The organism is Glutamicibacter sp. BW80 (genome assembly GCF_002332385.1).
Lineage (GTDB): Bacteria > Actinomycetota > Actinomycetes > Actinomycetales > Micrococcaceae > Glutamicibacter.
The window spans coordinates 233448-251340 of record NZ_NRGV01000015.1 but is presented as its reverse complement, the minus strand read 5'-3'; the positions used below and the strand labels follow the sequence as shown (position 1 = coordinate 251340).

Genomic DNA, 17893 nt, shown 5'->3' with positions numbered 1-17893 from the left:
TGGCAACGGCTTTGTCATTGCATGGTGAATTTTCTGTCGAAGTGCTAGTGGCCGCGGGCCATCGCTTCCAACCGGGCGACTCGGTCGTCCATGGCGGGGTGAGTCGAGAACATTTGCTTCAGGCGCGAGCCGAAGGGGTTCGCGATCATCAGATGCGAGCTGTTCACCAGCTTCTGGTCTTGCGCGGCCAGCGGGGCGGCGCTGATCCCGGATTCAAGCCGGCGCAAGGCGCTGGCCAGCGCCAGCGGATCGCCAGTGAGTTTGGCGCCGTCTTCGTCCGCATCGAACTCGCGGGTTCGGCTCACAGCCATCTGGATGAGCGAGGCGGCCAGCGGTGCCAGCAAGGACATCGCGATCAGTGCAATCGGATTGACGTTGCGGTTGTCCCGTCCGCCGAAGAACAGCATGAATTGGGCGACGGAGGTGATCACGCCGGCCACGGCCGCCGCCACCGACGAGGTGAGGATGTCGCGGTTGTACACATGCATCAGTTCGTGGCCCAGCACTCCGCGCAGCTCGCGCTCGTCGAGCAGCTGCAAGATCCCCTCGGTGCAGCACACCGCGGCGTTCTGCGGGTTGCGCCCGGTCGCGAAGGCATTGGGCGAGGTAGTCGGGGACACGTAGAGCCTAGGCATCGGCTGCTGGGCATTAATCGACAGCTCGCGAACGATGCGGTACATGGCTGGCTGATCCGCCTCGGTGACGGGGTAGGCATGCATCGAGCGCAGGGCGATCTTGTCGCTGTTCCAGTAGCCATAGGCGGTGGTGCCCACGCCGATCAGGGCAAAGATCCAGATGAATGAGCCGTTTCCGCTGCCGAAGGAAATCAGCGATCCGAGCGCCAGCAGGAGGGCAAACATTCCACCGAGCAAAAGCGCGGTTTTGAAGCCATTGTTGTGTTGATGCACCTTGGGTCCACTCCCCATGTTCGAAATCCCATTGCGGTTCTCTCTAGTGTATTTGAACGAGCAAGTCGGCATGTTTGTTCCCCGCCGGAGCCCTCTCCCCTGGTGCGAGCTGGATCACGGTGCGCCCCGCCGGTGTGATTTAATCCCCGCCTGAGCCGCGGCGTGACTACCATCACCTTGCGCGGCCGTACCCGGCCCTTGGGCATACGATCGACTGACAATGCTCTGATCCACGGCGCCGCCTGCGGCCCGTGGTGGCTCGGTGGAAGTGGAAACGATTAACTGATGAGTTCCGGAAGCACTAAACCAGTTCGCTCCGAACATTCCCTTGGCCTGATCCAAGGCACGACCGCATATTTGGTCTGGGGGCTGCTCCCCCTGTACTTCCTTTTGCTGCCGGAAATCTCCGCCTTCGAATTCGTCGCCGTGCGCATCGTCTTCTCGCTGGTTTTCTGCGCCCTGCTGCTATTCGTGACCAAGCAGATTCGCTTGTTCCTCAGCATGTTCAGAAATCGCCAGACGGTGAGCCGTCTGGCGTTGGCCAGCGTGCTGATCGCGGTGAACTGGACGCTCTATGCCGTGGCGGTACTCACCGGCCATGTCCTTGAGGCATCGCTGGGCTATTTCATCAATCCCATCGTCGCCATCGTGCTCGGCGTGCTTGTCCTGAAGGAAAGACTGAGCCGGTTGCAATGGGCCGCCTTGGCCGTGGCCACGATTGCGGTGCTGGTTCTGACCTTCGGCCTCGGCCGAGTCCCATGGATCTCACTGGGCTTGGCGTTTTCCTTCGGCTTCTACGGACTGGTCAAGAGCCAGGTGGGGAAAAGCGGCACCGCCCTTGGGGCGCTGACCATGGAAACTCTGATCCTGGCGCCCCTGGCCGGCGTCTTCCTGATCTGGACGTCGAGCCAAGGCTCCTCGGTCTTCACCGGGGTCGAACTGCCGATGCTGGCCCTGTTGGCCGCCAGTGGCATCATCACGGCCGTGCCCCTGCTGCTTTTCGGCGGGGCCGCACGCCGCCTGCCGCTGAGCACCCTGGGCTCCTTGCAGTTCCTGGCCCCGATCATGCAGTTCATCCTCGGCCTGCTGGTTTTCGGCGAATCGATGCCCGTGGAGCGCTGGATCGGGTTCGGGCTGGTCTGGACGGCGGTTGTGCTGATCATTCTCGACATGGTTCGCACGCCGCGGACCGGGCGCGGCCCAGAACCAAAACAGGTTAGTTAACGCACAAGTGGCCTGGTTTATTGGAACCAGGCCACTTGAGTTTGAGCGAGTTACGCGTGCTTGCGAATCGCTGCCTCCAGGACATCAAAGGCTTCGCTCAGCAGCGCGTCTCCGATGACCAGCGGAGGCAACAGGCGCACCACATTGCCGTAGGTGCCGCAGGTGAGGATCAGCACACCTTGGGCCAGGCACTCGGCGGCGACCTTCTTGGTCAGTTCCGCGTCTGGTTCCTTGCCGCCGGCCTTGACCAGTTCGAGGGCAACCATCGCGCCGCGGCCGCGGACGTCGCCCAGCGCCGGAACATCCTTTTGCAGGGCTTCGAAGCGGGCGAAGAACTGCTTTTCGATCTCGCGGGCACGCCCGGCCAGATCCTGCTCTTCCATGAACTTGATGCTCTCCAGCGCCGCGGCTACGGCAACCGGGTTGCCGCCGTAGGTTCCGCCGAGTCCGCCGCCGTGCACCGAATCGAGCAATTCTGCGCGCCCGATGAGTCCCGACAAGGGCATGCCGCCGGCAATGCCCTTGGCCACGGTCACCAGATCGGGTTCGATCCCTTCGATTTGGGAAGCAAACCACGCGCCAGCGCGCGCGAAGCCGGCCTGGACTTCATCGGCAACGAAGACGATGCCGTTTTCCTTGGCCCACTCGACCAGGCGCGGCAGGAAGCCGGTGGCCGGGACAATGAAGCCGCCCTCGCCCTGGATTGGTTCGATGATGATCGCGGCAATCTGGTCGCCGCCGATCTGCTTCTCCATGGCCAGGATCGCGCGCTCGGCTGCTTCCTTGCCGGACATGTTCGGGTTCTCTTCCCGGTAGGGGTAGCTCATTGGCATCCGGTAGATCTCCGGTGCCAGCGGACCGAAGCCGCGCTTGTATGGTGCCGCCTTGGCAGTCAGGCCCATGGTGAGGTTGGTGCGGCCGTGGTAGGCGTGGTCGAAGGCTACAACCGCCTGGCGGCCGGTAGCCACGCGAGCGACCTTGATCGCGTTTTCTACCGCTTCGGCCCCGGAGTTGAAGAATACCGCGCGCTTCTCGAAGTTGCCCGGAGTGATCGCCGCAAGCTTCTCGGCCAGCTCGATGTAGTTCTCATAAGGGGCCACCATGAAGCAGGTGTGGGTGAACCGAGCCGCCTGCTCGGCGACGGCCTTGGCCACCGCAGGGTTGGAAGCGCCTACGGAGGTGACCGCGATGCCAGAACCGAGATCAATGAGCTGGTTGCCGTCTACGTCGACGATTATTCCGCCATCGACATCGGCTGCGTAGACCGGCAGGCTGGAGGCCACGCCGGCGGCGACCGCCTTGGCACGGCGGGCGCTCAATGCTTGGGACTTTGGTCCTGGGAAGGCACCATTAATCTGGCGTTTCTGCTCAATGCGGTAAGTAACGTCCACCGTGTTTCCTTTCGAAAAATATTGCCGGTCCTTGATGCCGGAATGACTCTATCTAGAAGAATATGGCCGTGCGGCATATTGCTCTACCCGTACCAGCACAATAATGAACCATATTCACAGTGCACTTGCACAGAGAAAAAGCCTCCTCCCTTCCGGACACATATCCGAAAAGGAGGAGGCTTAGTTCTTTAGGCAGTGACCTAGTGGTTATTCGTTGCCAGTGGTGGCCGGCTCGACATCGTCATCGTGCTTTTCCGGATTGCGCGAGAGATTCACTAGGCTGATCGCCAGGCCGCCCCAAATGGTCAACATGGCGATGATCATGAAGGTGATTGCAATGCCGCTCATGGCTAGTACTCCTTTCCGACTGGATCGGGCAATTCTTCTGCCTCGACTTTTTTCTGATGTTCCGCAAATTCGGGATCATTCAGCTTCGATTTCTTGCTCCATGGAACGAGCGAGAGCAGCACGGCACCGACGATCAGTGCGCCTGCCATGCCCCAGCCGAAGATGCCGTTGAACCAGACCGGGTAGCCGGAATACGGCTCGGAAATCTTGGTCTGGATCTCGTTGATCAGCATGTAGCCAAGCGCCGCCGGGCCGACGCCACCGACGAGAACCATCCACGCGGTGCCCAGCTTGATGGAGCTGTGGCGGTTCAGGTGCTTGGCCAGACGCGGCAGCATGCCCAGGCCAGCGCCGAAGACAATGATCAGCACCAAGGCACAGGCGAGAATGCCGAACTGGTTCACGAATGCGTCCATGGTGTCCAGCAGGTACAGCCCGGTCGTGGTCGGGAACAGAATCATCGAGATCAGCGCCACCGGAAGGGTCACCACCAAGGTGGCGGCCTTGCGGTTCCAGCCCAGCTTGTCTTGGAACGCCGCCACGATGACTTCAAGGATCGAGATCAACGAGGTAATCCCCGCAAAGACCAGCGAACCGAAGAACAGCACGCCGATGACCGAGCCGAATGGCGCGGCGGAGACGATGGTTGGGAAGGCAATGAAGGCCAAGCCGATACCGCTGGCGGCCACATCGGAAACCGCAGAGTTCGCGTTGTAGGCCATGAAGCCCAGCGCCGCGAAAACACCAATGCCGGCAAGCAGTTCGAAGCTGGAGTTGGCGAAGGCCACCACGTAGCCCGAACCGGTCAGGTCGCTCTTGCGCCTCATGTACGAGGAGTAGGTGACCATGATGCCGAAGGCGATAGACAGGGAGAAGAAGATGTGGCCGAAGGCCGCAGCCCACACCCCTGGGTTCGACAGCGCTTCGAAGTTCGGAGTGAAGAAGGCGTTCAGGCCATCGACTGCTCCGGGCAGGAAGACCGACTGGACGACAAGGATCAAGAACATCACGATGAGCAGCGGCATAATGAAGCCGTTGGCACGTGAAATGCCCTTGTTGACACCGGCAACCATAATGATGATGGCTACCAGCCAGACGCCGAGCATTGGCCCGAAGACCCCGCCCACGATATCCATTGAGACACCGGCTTCCGGCGCGACCTGGAGGAAGCCCTCCATGAAGAAGGTCGCGGCGTCATCGCCCCAGGCCTTCGTCAGGGAGAACCAGCAGTACATGGCTGCCCACGCGATGATGGCCGCGTAGTAGATGGCGATAATGAAGCAGATCAATACCTGCCACCAGCCAAGCACCTCGGCCTTGCGGCTCGCGCGGCGGTATGCCAGCGGGGCCGAACCCCGGTAGCGGTGGCCGATCGAATAGTCCAGGAATAGCAGTGGAATACCGGCGCAGAGAATTGCGACGAGGTAGGGAATCAGGAACGCGCCGCCACCGTTCTCGTAGGCGACATAGGGGAAACGCCAGATGTTTCCCAGACCAACGGCTGAACCAATCGCCGAGAGAATAAAAAGCTTGCGCGACGAGAACGTCTCGCGCTTGCCTTCAGCGAGTGGAGCGCCCTTTTTCAAAGATGGAGTGCTCATGGCACTAAACTAGCGCAAATGGTTCACATTATGGGCAATTCTCCAAGAAAATTGTCCATAATCTGAACAACTGGGTTTTTCGGGAACTTTTGCGCGGCACCATAGAATTGCCGTATGGCAATCACACTACGCGCCCTATTGGCCCTTGACGAGCTGGATCTTCGTCCGCTCAACGATCATTCGGCAGCCAATGACACCGCAATCACCTGGGGCGCGGTCACCGAACTTCTCAATCCGGCAGACTTCCTCACCGGCCGGGAAATCGTGCTCACCACGGGGGTCCGGCAGAAGACGACGGCCAGCCAACGAGAATTCGTCAAGACCCTCGCGCAGAATGACGTCGTGGCCTTGGGCTTCGGCACCGGCTTGGGCCACAAAAATGTCCCAGCCTCAATCCTGCAGACAGCAAATGAGGTCGGCCTCCCGGTCTTCGAGGTTCCCTATCAGATTCCCTTTGCCGCAATCACTCGCATCATCGCCGAGGCGCTGAACGCGGACCACCTGCAGCGGCTCGAACGCCTGCTGCGCTCGCACCAGCGGCTGACCCGCGCATTGCTGTCCTCCGATCTGGACACCATGCTCGATGAACTCGCCCGGATATTGAAGACCGACGTGGCGTTGACTCTTTATGGCGAAAGCATCAGCGGCAACTACGACGAGCAACGCGATTGGAATAGCCTGCCGGTGGCCACCGGCATCCGCGACAAATGCATTCTGCACCTAGCGCAGCCGTACGCGCCAGATCCTCTGATCGAATACGCGCAGTCGCTGATCGGACTTGAGGTTGCCAACAACGCCCGGCTGCTCGCCTCGGAACGCCAAGCCAACGGCCAGGTGCTAGCGGACCTGGCCGCCGGCACGCTGGCCGGGGACGATGCGACGGTCAGAATCGGCGCGCTGGGGCTCAATCCGAAGCGCGAGCATGCGGTGATCTTGATTCAGGCCGCGACGCACCCCGAACGCTTGCCGGCGCTGCCCTTGCCGGCCGAACTGAGCTCACAGGTTTCCGTAATCGTCGAGGACCGCCTGGCGATTATCGTGGCACACAACCAGCTGCAGCATTCGATTCGACGACTTGATGCCTACCTGAATGACGCGGGTATCACCGCACGGGTGGGATATGGCGGGCGCTACCCGAATACCTCGGGCATCCGGTGGAGCTATTTTGAAGCTCTCGAAGCCTTGCGCCATGGTGACCGCGTCAACGTGCCCAATAAGTTGTCGCTGACCTCGCTGTTGCTCGCCGCCCGAGATGTTCCCTTGCAGGACCTGGCCGAGGAAGCCTTGGGACCGATTCGCAAATTTGATGCAACTCACGATTCCGACCTTGAACGGACGCTGCGCGAATACCTCAATCGCGACGGCTCGGTAGGCGCCGTCGCGGAATCACTGGGCTTGCACCGCAATACCGTGCGCTATCGCATGCAGCAGATCTCTGAACTCACCGGGTACGACCCGAACGTCACCAGCGATCGCGTGCAGCTGTGGATCGCGTTGAGCGCACTTGAACTGGGCTAATTCTCGATAGGATAAAGACATGGCTGACATGTTTCTTGAAAAGTTCCGTTCCCTCGTCCCCAAGTACCTTGAGGACCAGTGGAATGAAGCTGACGGATTGACCGCCGAAGAATTGGCCGAGGGGCTGGCCCAATCGGGGGTTTCCATTCCTTTCGTGCTCGAAGAGTTCTACCTCGCGGTCGGCAATAACGAGGACTTCACCGAGGCCTACCATTTCTTCTTCGACCCCGAAGAGCTGGAAATCGACGGGGATTACCTGTTGTTCCTCGAAGACGAAGAAGAGAAATACGTGTGGGGCTTTAAAGCCTCCCAGCTCGACGTGCCGGATCCGATCGTATACCGCCGCAATAATGCCAAGGGAACCTGGGTCAGCGAAGAAGGAACCTTCAGCGAATTCACCTTGGACCTGTTCAGCTGGGTCTTCGAAGAACTAGCCGCCGAACTGGATGACTAGTGCTGCATAGTTCCCATGAACCAGCAGGATATCGCTGCCCTTTTTGCGAGCTTGTCAACGAGCAGCCATTTAGCGAAGGCAACCTCTGCGCGCCGAGCGATCTGATTTATCAGACCGAATTGGTTGCCGCGATCATGGCCTGCGACGGATTCGGGAACTACGGCGGTCATGTGATGATCATTCCCACCGCGCATTTGGAAGCGCTCTACGACCTGGACGAGCGAACCGGCGCTGCCATCATGCGGGAGACCAAGCGCGTCGCCCTGGCGATGAAATTGGCGTGGAATCCGGAAGGAACCAGCACCCGCCAGCACAACGAGCCTGCGGGCAATCAGCATGTCTGGCACTATCACCAGCATGTGTTCCCGCGCTATGCAGACGACGAGCTGTACCGCCAGCTGCGCCACCGCGTCCCGGTCGACGAACGGGCGCAGAAGGCCAGGGAGCTGCGCGCGGCGCTATGCTCGCCCGATCACCCAAACCGGTTACAGCAGGCGGAAATTATTCGCTGAGTGAGGATTGCGTTTCACCCCTTCACCAAGCGCCCTGCACCGGCTACGGTTATGGGAACAAACCGGCTACGCTCTTTGGTGATGGTGATGGTGCAACGCAGTAAAGACACGCATAAACCCACGATCCTGGCCGTTCTCGCGGTCTTCGTTTCCTGCGCCGTGCTCTGGAGCATGACTCAAGCGACACCCAGCGCGGCACAGAACTGGCTAATCATAGCGTGGGTTATTCTGGCTTCCGCGGCGACCGCAGGCATGCTCAATACTCCGAAGGTTTCTCGGCTTGCGTGCTTGGTGATCACTCTTGGGTCGTTGGCTGTTGCGCTGTCCGCTAAGCTCTCGGGGATTAGCGAACCGCTGCTGCTCACCCCGTTCTTCGGTCTCGCATTTTGCTTCTTCCTGCAATTGCTCGCCGCGAAAAATCCGGCAGTGCCCTAGCAGATTAAAACAAAGCGCTGCTTGCGATCCCGATTGAGATCGCAAGCAGCGCTTTGGTGCGTAGAACTAGGCTTCGCGGGTCACGACCGCATCGGCGAAGGAAATCAGCGCCTGCTTGATGGTTCCCTCGGGCAGTGGCGCAAGTACGGCAATGGCGTCGTCGGCCCAGCGGCGGGCGACTTTCCATGCTTCGGTGGTGGCCGGGTGCGCGGCGACCGCCGCGACGGCGACCGCCAGCGCCTCATCGGTGCTCAAGTCCGCCTCGACCAGTGCTACGGCCGCCTGCGCCGCTTCGTCGCCGTGCTCGGCTGCTTGGCGCAGCAGCAAGATTGGCAGCGTCGGCACGCCTTCGCGCAAGTCCGTGCCGGGAGTCTTGCCCGATTCGGCTTCCTTGGACGCAATATCAATCACGTCGTCGGCTACCTGGAAGGCGACACCAACCTTTTCACCGTACTCGCGCAGCACATCGATAAATTGCGGGCAGCCGCCGAAGTTGGCGCCATAGGCCCCGGAGGTTGCCAGCAGGGAAGCGGTCTTGTCGCTGATCACCTGAATGTGATGGGCAATCGCGTCTTCGCTTTCGCGCGGGCCGATTGACTCGTGCAGCTGGCCGAGGCACAGCCTCTCGAAGGTGCGCGCCTGCCAATTCACCGCCTCGGTACCGAGCTCGGCGCCAAAGACCGACGCACGGGCGAAGATCAGGTCTCCGGCCAGGATGGCCACAGAATTTCCCCAGACCTCATGGGCGGTCGGTGCACCGCGACGCATGGGAGCTGAGTCCATCACGTCATCGTGGTACAGCGTAGCCAGGTGGGTTAACTCAACGATAGCGGCGGCCTTGATGACCTCGTCGTTGATGCCCTCGCCGAGCAGCGCCGTGAGCAGCACCAGCAGGGGGCGCACACGTTTGCCGCCGGCCTCCACAAGGTGGCGGCTGGTGGCATCTATCAGCGGGTCGGAGTTGGCGATCGCGTCGCGCAGCAGCTTCTCAACCTTGGCCATGCCGGTGGAGATGGCGGGACCATACTCCGGGTCCTCGGCGATCAGCGCGAAGCCCGAGGGAAGATTGAGGGCCGCAGCGAGTACCGCGGTTTCAGGATTCAGCTCAATCGAGTCGGACACGTCGTGCCCGGCTGCGGTCCAGTTGCTCTTGGAATCAGTCACTGTTTTACGGCTTACTTATCTTTCATCGGGTTGGTCATCGCAGAGTGCGAAGACTCCATGCATGCCAAATGCACGCAAACTTCACTCTAGCCGATGCTTACCAGTCAACGTCTTCGGGCGCTCCGCAACCACCGTCAATGACAGTCGAAGTACCCGAACTGTATTCGCCCCCGAGTTTACCGGTTGGCGCGGGCCCGGAGGAACAGACCCGGCGCATCTCACATGGGTGAGCAGCAACACCTCCACGCGACCGTCCAGCCTGTTGCGCGGTAGGCTTAGCCTTATCATGTCTGCCGATTCGACCGCTCTCGCCGCCAGCGCGCATCAATCAACGACACCGGCCCTGACCAGTGTCACCTTCGATTTCAAAGATGCCGCGCAGTCATTAATTTCCGATTCCCTCCGCCACCACGCCATGGTTTGGACGCGCAACGGAAATGGCCTCGTTGGATTCGGCGTCGCCGCCCAGATCCACACGCAGGGCGAAGAGCGTTTCGCACAGGCCCGGGGATGGTTTGCCCAAATCATCAAGCTGGCGCAGATCACCGACCCGATTGCCCGTCCCGGCAGCGGCCTGGTCGCCTTCGGTTCGTTCGCTTTCTCCTTCACCAGCACCTTCGCCTCACGGCTGGTCATCCCTGAGGTGGTCCTGGGCAAGGACGGGGAGCAGGCATGGATCACGATCACCGGACCGGCGAAGAAGCTCGAAGGGATGAAATTTGCCGACGCCCTGCGATTGGCCGAGGAAAAGCTCGCGAGTTCGGCAATTCCCGCCCAGGATCCGGGGGAAATCGAGCTCACCACCGGCCAGCTCACCGCGGGATCCTATCTGGAAGCCGTGACGGCGGCGCTGGGACAGTTCGAAGAGCGCGGCATTTCCAAACTGGTGCTGGCGCGCGACATCCTGGCTCGGAGCACCAAGCCGATCGACCTGGCCTCGGTGCTGCGCATCTTGACCGAACAATATGAGAATTGCTGGACCTACGCCGTTGATGGATTGGTTGGCGCGACTCCGGAGATGCTGGTGCGCGTCACCAACGGACTTGCCGAGGCTCGCGTGCTGGCCGGTACCCTGGACCGGGCCACCGAAGGCGCCAATGCGCCGGGCTACGCGCAGGAAAAACTCTTCGAGGATCCCAAGCAGCGCCACGAACACCAGTTGGCTATCGACTCGCTGACCGAATCCTTGAACCCGATTTCCCATGGCATGCAGTCGCCCGAGGAACCGTTTATCCTCGCGCTTCCCAATGTCTGGCATCTGGCAAGCGACGTCCGCGCCGAATTGCGCGCCGACGCCGAGGGCCAGCTCCCCTCGGCACTGGATGTTGCGCAGATTTTCCACCCGACCGCCGCCGTATGCGGCACCCCGACGAAGCCTGCCGGAGTATTGCTGCGCGAATTGGAAGGCATGGACCGCGGCCCCTATGCCGGACCGGTGGGCTGGGTGGACAGCCGCGGGGATGGCGAATTTGGCATCGCACTGCGCGGAGGAATGCTCGAAGCCGAGAATCTCATGCGGCTCTACGCAGGATGCGGCATTGTGCCCGGCTCCGAACCGGTAGCCGAGCTGGCCGAGTCCTGGGCCAAGATGCGTCCGATGCGCCAGGCCCTGCGCGCGGAATAGAACCCAGCGGCCGATGAGCCGAATCTGAGCATAAGCAAAGCTGATGCTTTGCGCGTCATGTGTGATGGAAGTCTCGGTCTAGTGCGTCCGTGGTTATGATTGTTCCTACGCAATGATCCACTCGCATTACCGAAAGTAGGTTCTGATCCTATGCGTCCTCTCAAGAAACGCTTCGTTTCAACTCTCGCCGTTTCCTCGGTGGCCCTCTTGGCCCTCACCGCCTGCGGTTCGGGGACTTCCGATGAGTCCGAAGACAGTGGATTCCCGGTCAACGCCGGCAAGCTCACCTTTTGCTCAGATATCCCCTACGAGCCTTTCGAATTTGTCCAGGACGGAAAGAATGTCGGCTTCGACATGGACATCGCCGCCGAAATCGCCAAGGATGCCGAGCTCGATCTGAATGTCATCGATGCCAGCTTCGACTCGATCGAGTCGGGCCTGTTCAGCGTGCAGTGCGATATCGCGATCTCCTCGGTCTCCATCACCGAGGAACGTGCAGCCAAGATGGATTTCTCCACCCCTTACATGGACGATGATCTGGTGCTGATTGCGGCCGAAGGTTCGGGAGTCACCGATCTGGAGTCCGCGAAGGGCAAGAAGGTCGGCGTGCAGCAGGCGACCACCGGCGAGAAGTACGCCAAGGAGCAGGGGCTGAACAACACCATCGGCTACGAAGATGCCGGCCTGCAGACCCAGGCGCTTCTTGCTGGCCAGGTCGACGCATTGCTGGGCAACCAGTCGGTGCTTGGCTACACCATCAAGGACAAGCCAGGCTTCAAGGTGGTCGCTGACTTCAAGACCGGTGAGCAGCTAGGTATTGCGGTACCAAAGGAACAAGCCGAAACCCTCGAGCTGGTCAATGGCACCCTGAAGCGTCTGACCGATGCCGGCACCATGGAAGAACTGACCGTGAAGTGGTTCGGCGAGAAGTAATTCTGCATCGCTGAACGAATGAACACCAGGCGGAGTCGAGGCGAGACTCAAAAAGTCCTCGCCTCGGCTCCCCTTACCTTTACGAGAGGTTTTCAAGCATGGCAATGACTACAAGTCAGCGTGCCCGCATGAGCAAGACCATCCAGATCGTGATCTTCGTGATCGCGGTCATCGCGATTCTGTTTGCCGTGGACTGGGAGAAGGCACGCTATGCGTTCTTCTCCTTCGAAAAATTGGGACCGATGTTCCCGGACATGATCCTGATTGGCTTGCGAAACACCGTGTTCTACACGGTGATTTCCTTCGCCTTCGGCCTGGTCCTGGGTTTGCTGCTGGCACTGATGAAGATGGCCTCGTTCGCACCGTACCGGTGGTTCGCAACCGCATTCATCGAGTTCTTCCGCGGCATTCCCGCCATCCTGGTGCTCCTGGCCTTCGGTTTCGGTTTGCCTCAGGCATTTGGAACCAACTGGCCACAACCGGTGAACATCATGTTCGCCTTGGGTCTGGTCTCCTCCGCCTACATCGCGGAGACCCTGCGTGCAGGTTTGCAGGCTGTGCCCAAGGGCCAGACCGAGGCCGCCCGTTCGCTGGGCATGCCCGCCTGGCGCGCAATGGTCACCATCGTGATCCCGCAGGCATTCAAGATCGTGCTCCCTCCGATGACCAACGAAATCATCTTGCTGACCAAGGACACCTCGCTGGCCTTCATCCTCGGGGCCGCCTTCACCCAATACGAGATGACCAAATTCGGTCGTGACGGCATCTCATCACTGGATGCAGGTATCACTCCGCTGGTCGTTGCCGGTCTGTTCTACCTGGTGATCACCATTCCGCTGAGCCTGATTGCTCGCAAGTTCGAATCCCGCTCGGCGCGGACCAAGCGATAGTTAGGAACAGAGAATGACGACTCCAAATAATGAGCTATCGGTCAAAGCTTCGGGCGTGAGCATCGTCGGGCTGCGCAAGGCCTACGGTTCCAATGAAGTGCTCAAGGGAATAGACCTCGAGGTCAAACCGGGTGAAGTGGTGTGCTTGATCGGCCCTTCGGGTTCCGGCAAGTCCACCTTGCTGCGCTGTGTGAATCTGCTCGAACAGCCTAACGGCGGAACCATCCACGTGGCAGGTTTCGAGACCACCGATTCGGAGGTCAATCTGGATAAGATGCGCCAGAACGTGGGCATGGTCTTCCAGCAGTTCAACCTCTTCCCGCACCTGACGGTGCTGGAGAACTGCACGGTGGCCCAGCTCAAGGTGCTCAAGCGAAACAAGAAGGACGCCAGCAAGATCGCCCTGAGCAATCTGGAACGGGTAGGCCTGGGAGATTTCGGCGAACGCTACCCGGATCAGCTCTCCGGTGGGCAGCAGCAGCGCGTGGCGATCGCCCGCGCGCTCTCGATGGAACCAACGCTGATGCTCTTCGACGAGCCAACCAGTGCCTTGGACCCCGAGACGGTGGGCGAAGTTCTGTCGATTATGAAGAACCTCGCCAAGTCCGGCATGACGATGCTGGTGGTCACCCACGAGATGAGCTTCGCCAAGGAAGTTGCCGACCGTGTGGTGTTCATGGACGGAGGCATCGTGGTCGAAGAAGGCAAGGCCGTGGATGTGATCGGCAATCCGCAGCAGCCGCGCACGCAGGACTTCCTGCGCCGGGTTCTGGACCCAACACACGTAGACCTCTAGGCGGCATGGTCCGCAAAAAGCAGGGCATGGAGTCGGCGATCGCTGATTCCATGCCCTGCTTTTTTGGGATTACGCGGGCCAGCGAAGTTCGGCTATGCGCGAGGCGAGTTCCAGGCTATCGGCCCGCAGCCCCGCTCTGCTCGCAGCGATTTCGATCAGCCGCAGCTTGCATGCCTTGGGGGTCCGCAGCGCCTCGCGCAGCTCGGTCCGCGTCGCTACCAGTTGGTATCGCCATCCATAAGCCGCCGCCAGCGCCTTCAGCCGGGCATTTTGCGGCGTGGCGAAGAGCCGCTCGACCGTCTGCGCGTAGCGTCCTGACTGCTCTACCTGCCCGTGTTCCAGCGTGGAGAAGATCGCGCCTCCCCCGTCGTTATAGACCACCACGTCGAGGTCCGGCTCCGCTTCCCCCGGGGTCCACGCCAGGGAACTGGCGTCATGCAGGAAGGTGATATCTCCCATGACGCTCAGCGTCGGTTCACCGGTGGCCACCGCCAGGCCCAGCGCGGTCGAGATCGTTCCGTCGATCCCGGCAAGCCCACGGTTGGCGAATACCCTAGCCCCGGCCGCGGCGGCGGGAATTGCGGCTAGGTCGAAGTCGCGGACGATATTCGAGGATCCCAAAAGCAGCGGGCCGCAATGCGTCCGCCAAATTTCCTCGGCAACCACCGGGCCGGTGAGCAGCGCTTCGTCCGCCAGGCCCTGCCGTACGGCGAGCGCCTGGGCATCGAGGTCCCGCCAAGCCGCCATCCACCCTTCCGGCGCGCTCCCGGCGAATTCGACCAGTTTCTCCGGTTCGCTGATCACCATTTCGCGGCGGCGTCCGGGTTCATACCAGGCCACCGGTCCCGGCTGCCAGATCGCGGTGGACACCGCTCGGTTCGCCAATAACTTCCCCACCGGGCGGCTGAGCGTAGGACGGCCGAAGAGCACCACGCGGTCAATCTGCCCCGCCCCCACGGCAAGCAATGGCCGGTAGTGGCCGATGGCCTGGGTGGAATGGCGTGCGTTGGAGGATGGTTCGGCGAACAGCGGCAGGCCGAGCGCCTCGGCGAAGATCTGGGCTTCGGCGCCGGCTCCATGGCCGGCGACCACGACGGTACGGCGGGTAGCCAGGCCCTCGGGTTTGGCCCAGGGTGCCGGCGCTGTGGCCGTGTGCCACCGCCCCGGGCTCAGTTCGGTCCAGGCCTGCTTCTCGACGCGGTCTGCGTCTGCGGGCGTCAGCGGGTCGCGGAATTGCAGGTTCAGCTGCACCGGGCCACCAGGCTGCCGGGTTGAACCTGCCAGGGCCGCAAGTGCTTGGGCGAGCGCTGGTGCCGGGTCGGCACCCGCGGCGACGTTCAACGCCGCACGCACGTGGGAGCCGAATAAGGTCTTCTGGTCGGTGCTTTGGCTTGCGCCGGTCCCCAGTAGTTCATCGGGGCGGTCGGCGGAGAGCACCAGCAGCGGCGTTGCCGTGTGGTTGGCCTCCATGATGGCCGGCAGCAGCTGCCCGATCGCGGTTCCGGAGGTGGCGGCCAGCGCGACGGGAATCTTTGATCCGTGGCTCAGCCCCAGCGCCAGGAAGCCTGCAGAACGCTCGTCGATGCGTACGTGCAACCGCAAATGTCCGGCGGCTTCCGCCTCGGCTGCGGCGTAGGCCAGGGGTGCGCTGCGTGAGCCCGGGGAAAGCACCAGGTCGCGCAGCCCGGCGCGAATCAGTGCGGCCAAAATCTGACGCGCCGTGTCAATTGCCGGTTGTCCTTCATCCTGCCGCGCGCTCACGCCGTGTTCCACCCCTGAAGTATCGCCTGAAAGCATCGGTTCAAGTCTATGCCCAGTTATGGCAAGACCCCGGTGCAGGCGCTCAGTGCTGCACTGAGTCGCCCTCACCGGGGTCTAGGGTCGGCTAAGACTGAAGACTAGTCTTTGTTATTGCCGTTCCCATTACCGTTTCCGTTGTTGCCATTTCCATTGTTTCCATTACCGTTGCCCTGCTTGAAAACCTGGACCACGGATGGGCGCGGGCCGTAGAACTGGCCCTTCCCGACCGAATCTGCGGAATTGATGAAGTCTGGAAAGAGTGAGGTCGGCTGCGCGAAGCTGCCGCCCTCGCCCGGGTGCTGGACGGAGACGAAGACCGAGTTGTCCTTGTCGTGCACTACCGGGCCGCAGGTCTCCGCACCGGTTGGCACTGCCAGGAACTGCTCGACCCGTCCGCGATCCTTGCCGTGCAGGCTGACCTTGTGCAAGGCGTCAGACAGGCCGATGACCCCTGGTGCGCCATCGGTGGAGATCCACAGGTTGCCGGCCGAGTCGAAGGCGAGGTTGTCCGGGCAAGAAATCGGCGAGACCTTATCGGTCGGGTACCCGGAGAAGTAGGTCGAGGAGTTGACCCGTGGGTCGCCGGCAACGAGCAGGATGTTCCAGGTGAAGCGGGTGCTGGTTGCGTCGTTCCCGGCTTCGGTCATTTCCAGCACGTGGCCGTCGCGGTTCGCGATACGCGGGTTCTGCTCGGTAGCGCCTTCCTTGCCGGCCTTGCCGCGGTCGGTGTTGTTGGTCAGCGCGACATATACCTTGCCCGATACTGGGCTCGGCTCCACGTCCTCTGGACGGTCCATCTTGGTGGCGCCGGCCTTGTCCGCGGCCAAGCGGGTGTATACCAAGACCTCGTCAACGCTCATGCCTTCGACCATCGATTCACCGTTTCGCACCAGTGGAATCCACTGGCCGGTGCCGTCGAATGCGCCGTCCGTTGGAACCTGGCCGCTTCCGTCAAATTCGGAAACCGGGGAGTTCCCGGCGAACTTGGCCACGTACAGGTCGCCCTCGTTGAGCAGGGACATATTGTGCTGGCGATCGTTCTTGCGGTAGGTGTTCTTCGAGACGAACTTGTAGATGTACTCGAAACGCGAGTCATCCCCCGAGTAGGCAACTGCCTTGCCGTTCTTCGCAATGCGTACCGTAGCGCCCTCGTGCTTGAAGCGCCCCAGGCTGGTGTGCTTGACGGGCGTGGAGGTTGGATTCTGCGGATCGATCTCAACGATCCAGCCGAAACGGTTCGCTTCGTTTTCGTAGCCCGCATTGTTCAGGCCAAAGCGTGGATCGGTCAGTTCCCAGCCTCGGTCGGTAGCACCGGTGCCGAGTCCGTAACGGGTTTCCTCGGCGGTTCCGCGGCCCTGGAAGTACTGGTCGAAATTCTCTTCGCCGGAGAGCACGGTGCCCCATGGGGTGGTTCCGCCGGCGCAGTTGTTCAAGGTACCGAGCACAAGCTTGCCGGTTGGATCCGCGACGGTCTTCAGCAGATCGCTGCCGGCGGCAGGGCCAGTAACGGCGAATGGGGTGCTTGCGGTGATGCGGCGGTTGCGTTCCCCGCCGACCACGTAGGTCCAACGCTTGTCGTTCTTCTTGCGCTTGATCTCCACGACGCTCAGACCGTGGGAGCTCATCGCGATGCGGCGGGCTTCGTCGGTGTTCTCGGCAAACCACTGGGCATCGAACATCATGTCTTCGTTGGAGTACTCGTGGTTGGCCACCAGCACGCCGGTGCGTCCGGAATACTTGTCGGCGATGATGTCCAGGTAGTCGCAGTTATAGCCGAACTGCAGGTCCTGGGCCTTCGCGGACTGCTTCATGGCGTCGAATTCCGGGCTCGACTTGAATAGCGGATCGCCCCAACGGATGATCGCGTGCCAGTCGTAGCCTTCGGGGACGCTCATATTGTCCACGGAACGCGAAACCGGATCGATGGCTTCGAATTTCAGGTGGCCGCCTTTGCCGAGGCCGGTCTCCACCAGCGGTGCGGCCACGGCGCCCGGGGCTCCCAGCAGCTGCGGGCCGATCACCAGCGCCGAGGCGCCGACTGCGCCTAAGCCGAGCACGTTGCGGCGCGAGAGGGCCTGGTCGGCGATGTCCTTGAAGTAGCTATTACCCGAGGTGTTGCACTCTGGCTTAACGCAAGCGTCGCCACATTTGAAGTGGCAGGTAGCTGCGGAACGTCCGCCGCGGGTGTGGCCCAGCATCGGCAACAGGGTTCGGATGGGATTCATAACTACGGCACTTCCTCATTCTTTGGCTCAAGTTCAGGGGAACGAACTAGTTGAGCTTTTCATCAAGAGG

The 17893-nt window shown here is 61.3% G+C and carries 16 protein-coding genes; 9 read left to right on the top strand and 7 right to left on the bottom strand.

Annotated elements, in window-relative coordinates:
- Positions 1–44: 44 nt before the first annotated feature.
- The gene (gene htpX, locus CIK76_RS03600; RefSeq protein ID WP_096283568.1) at positions 45–908 is read right to left on the bottom strand and encodes a zinc metalloprotease HtpX; all 864 of its coding nucleotides are present in this window, start codon (positions 906–908) and stop codon (positions 45–47) included.
- Positions 909–1193: 285 nt separating this feature from the next.
- Between htpX and rarD the strand changes: the two genes are divergently transcribed.
- Positions 1194–2132 (top strand): EamA family transporter RarD, encoded by a 939-nt coding sequence (gene rarD, locus CIK76_RS03595; RefSeq protein WP_096283512.1) that lies wholly within the window; start codon positions 1194–1196, stop codon positions 2130–2132.
- A gap of 50 nt (positions 2133–2182) precedes the next feature.
- On the opposite strand, the gene gabT is transcribed toward rarD, so the two are convergent.
- The 3 genes from gabT to CIK76_RS03580 all read right to left on the bottom strand — a co-directional run bounded on the left by gabT (position 2183) and on the right by CIK76_RS03580 (position 5472).
- Positions 2183–3523 carry a 4-aminobutyrate--2-oxoglutarate transaminase gene (gene gabT, locus CIK76_RS03590; protein ID WP_096283510.1) on the bottom strand — a complete coding sequence of 447 codons (1341 nt, stop codon included), beginning with the start codon at positions 3521–3523 and terminating at the stop codon, positions 2183–2185.
- A 207-nt stretch (positions 3524–3730) separates the two neighbouring features.
- Complete coding sequence (locus CIK76_RS03585; protein WP_096283508.1) at positions 3731–3871, bottom strand: methionine/alanine import family NSS transporter small subunit; 141 nt, start codon at positions 3869–3871, stop codon at positions 3731–3733.
- A gap of 2 nt (positions 3872–3873) precedes the next feature.
- The gene (locus CIK76_RS03580) at positions 3874–5472 is read right to left on the bottom strand and encodes a sodium-dependent transporter (RefSeq protein WP_096283506.1); all 1599 of its coding nucleotides are present in this window, start codon (positions 5470–5472) and stop codon (positions 3874–3876) included.
- A 114-nt stretch (positions 5473–5586) separates the two neighbouring features.
- On the opposite strand from CIK76_RS03580, the gene CIK76_RS03575 reads away from it, so the two are divergent.
- The 4 genes from CIK76_RS03575 to CIK76_RS03560 all read left to right on the top strand — a co-directional run bounded on the left by CIK76_RS03575 (position 5587) and on the right by CIK76_RS03560 (position 8391).
- Entirely contained in the window at positions 5587–6990 is a 1404-nt protein-coding gene (locus CIK76_RS03575) for a PucR family transcriptional regulator (protein ID WP_096283504.1), read from the top strand.
- A gap of 19 nt (positions 6991–7009) precedes the next feature.
- Positions 7010–7444 (top strand): hypothetical protein, encoded by a 435-nt coding sequence (locus CIK76_RS03570; RefSeq protein WP_096283502.1) that lies wholly within the window; start codon positions 7010–7012, stop codon positions 7442–7444.
- Positions 7444–7956 carry an HIT family protein gene (locus CIK76_RS03565; protein ID WP_096283500.1) on the top strand — a complete coding sequence of 171 codons (513 nt, stop codon included), beginning with the start codon at positions 7444–7446 and terminating at the stop codon, positions 7954–7956. The genes CIK76_RS03570 and CIK76_RS03565 overlap by 1 nt, the downstream gene beginning before the upstream one ends.
- A gap of 87 nt (positions 7957–8043) precedes the next feature.
- A complete protein-coding gene (locus tag CIK76_RS03560; protein ID WP_141393446.1) occupies positions 8044–8391 on the top strand; it encodes a hypothetical protein in 348 nt (115 codons plus the stop codon).
- A 66-nt stretch (positions 8392–8457) separates the two neighbouring features.
- On the opposite strand, the gene CIK76_RS03555 is transcribed toward CIK76_RS03560, so the two are convergent.
- The gene (locus CIK76_RS03555) at positions 8458–9555 is read right to left on the bottom strand and encodes a polyprenyl synthetase family protein (protein ID WP_096283496.1); all 1098 of its coding nucleotides are present in this window, start codon (positions 9553–9555) and stop codon (positions 8458–8460) included.
- A gap of 286 nt (positions 9556–9841) precedes the next feature.
- Between CIK76_RS03555 and CIK76_RS03550 the strand changes: the two genes are divergently transcribed.
- From CIK76_RS03550 to CIK76_RS03535, 4 genes are all read left to right on the top strand, one after another.
- Positions 9842–11179 carry an isochorismate synthase gene (locus tag CIK76_RS03550; protein ID WP_096283494.1) on the top strand — a complete coding sequence of 446 codons (1338 nt, stop codon included), beginning with the start codon at positions 9842–9844 and terminating at the stop codon, positions 11177–11179.
- 150 nt (positions 11180–11329) lie between these two features.
- Positions 11330–12112 (top strand): ABC transporter substrate-binding protein, encoded by a 783-nt coding sequence (locus CIK76_RS03545; RefSeq protein ID WP_096283492.1) that lies wholly within the window; start codon positions 11330–11332, stop codon positions 12110–12112.
- Positions 12113–12210: 98 nt separating this feature from the next.
- Positions 12211–13002, top strand: a complete 792-nt coding sequence (locus CIK76_RS03540; RefSeq protein ID WP_096283490.1) for an amino acid ABC transporter permease — start codon at positions 12211–12213, stop codon at positions 13000–13002.
- Between the two features lie 13 nt (positions 13003–13015).
- Positions 13016–13798, top strand: a complete 783-nt coding sequence (locus CIK76_RS03535) for an amino acid ABC transporter ATP-binding protein (RefSeq protein ID WP_096283487.1) — start codon at positions 13016–13018, stop codon at positions 13796–13798.
- A 69-nt stretch (positions 13799–13867) separates the two neighbouring features.
- Here CIK76_RS03535 and menD read toward each other — a convergent pair whose 3' ends face one another.
- Together menD and CIK76_RS03525 are read right to left on the bottom strand one after the other, a co-directional pair.
- Entirely contained in the window at positions 13868–15559 is a 1692-nt protein-coding gene (gene menD, locus CIK76_RS03530) for a 2-succinyl-5-enolpyruvyl-6-hydroxy-3-cyclohexene-1-carboxylic-acid synthase (protein ID WP_255248332.1), read from the bottom strand.
- Positions 15560–15696: 137 nt separating this feature from the next.
- Positions 15697–17823: a PhoX family phosphatase gene (locus tag CIK76_RS03525; RefSeq protein ID WP_096283483.1), complete on the bottom strand. Its 2127-nt coding sequence runs from the start codon at positions 17821–17823 to the stop codon at positions 15697–15699.
- Between the last annotated feature and the right edge of the window lie 70 nt (positions 17824–17893).

Excerpts from the sequence above, each read along its gene's own strand:
- rarD (WP_096283512.1), top strand. The coding sequence starts at position 1,194 with ATGAGTTCCGGAAGCACTAAACCAGTTCGCTCCGAACATTCCCTTGGC.
- CIK76_RS03585 (WP_096283508.1), bottom strand. The coding sequence starts at position 3,871 with ATGAGCGGCATTGCAATCACCTTCATGATCATCGCCATGTTGACCATT.
- CIK76_RS03580 (WP_096283506.1), bottom strand. The coding sequence starts at position 5,472 with ATGAGCACTCCATCTTTGAAAAAGGGCGCTCCACTCGCTGAAGGCAAG.
- CIK76_RS03575 (WP_096283504.1), top strand. The coding sequence starts at position 5,587 with ATGGCAATCACACTACGCGCCCTATTGGCCCTTGACGAGCTGGATCTT.
- CIK76_RS03570 (WP_096283502.1), top strand. The coding sequence starts at position 7,010 with ATGGCTGACATGTTTCTTGAAAAGTTCCGTTCCCTCGTCCCCAAGTAC.
- CIK76_RS03560 (WP_141393446.1), top strand. The coding sequence starts at position 8,044 with ATGGTGCAACGCAGTAAAGACACGCATAAACCCACGATCCTGGCCGTT.
- CIK76_RS03550 (WP_096283494.1), top strand. The coding sequence starts at position 9,842 with ATGTCTGCCGATTCGACCGCTCTCGCCGCCAGCGCGCATCAATCAACG.
- CIK76_RS03545 (WP_096283492.1), top strand. The coding sequence starts at position 11,330 with ATGCGTCCTCTCAAGAAACGCTTCGTTTCAACTCTCGCCGTTTCCTCG.
- CIK76_RS03540 (WP_096283490.1), top strand. The coding sequence starts at position 12,211 with ATGGCAATGACTACAAGTCAGCGTGCCCGCATGAGCAAGACCATCCAG.
- CIK76_RS03535 (WP_096283487.1), top strand. The coding sequence starts at position 13,016 with ATGACGACTCCAAATAATGAGCTATCGGTCAAAGCTTCGGGCGTGAGC.
- CIK76_RS03525 (WP_096283483.1), bottom strand. The coding sequence starts at position 17,823 with ATGAATCCCATCCGAACCCTGTTGCCGATGCTGGGCCACACCCGCGGC.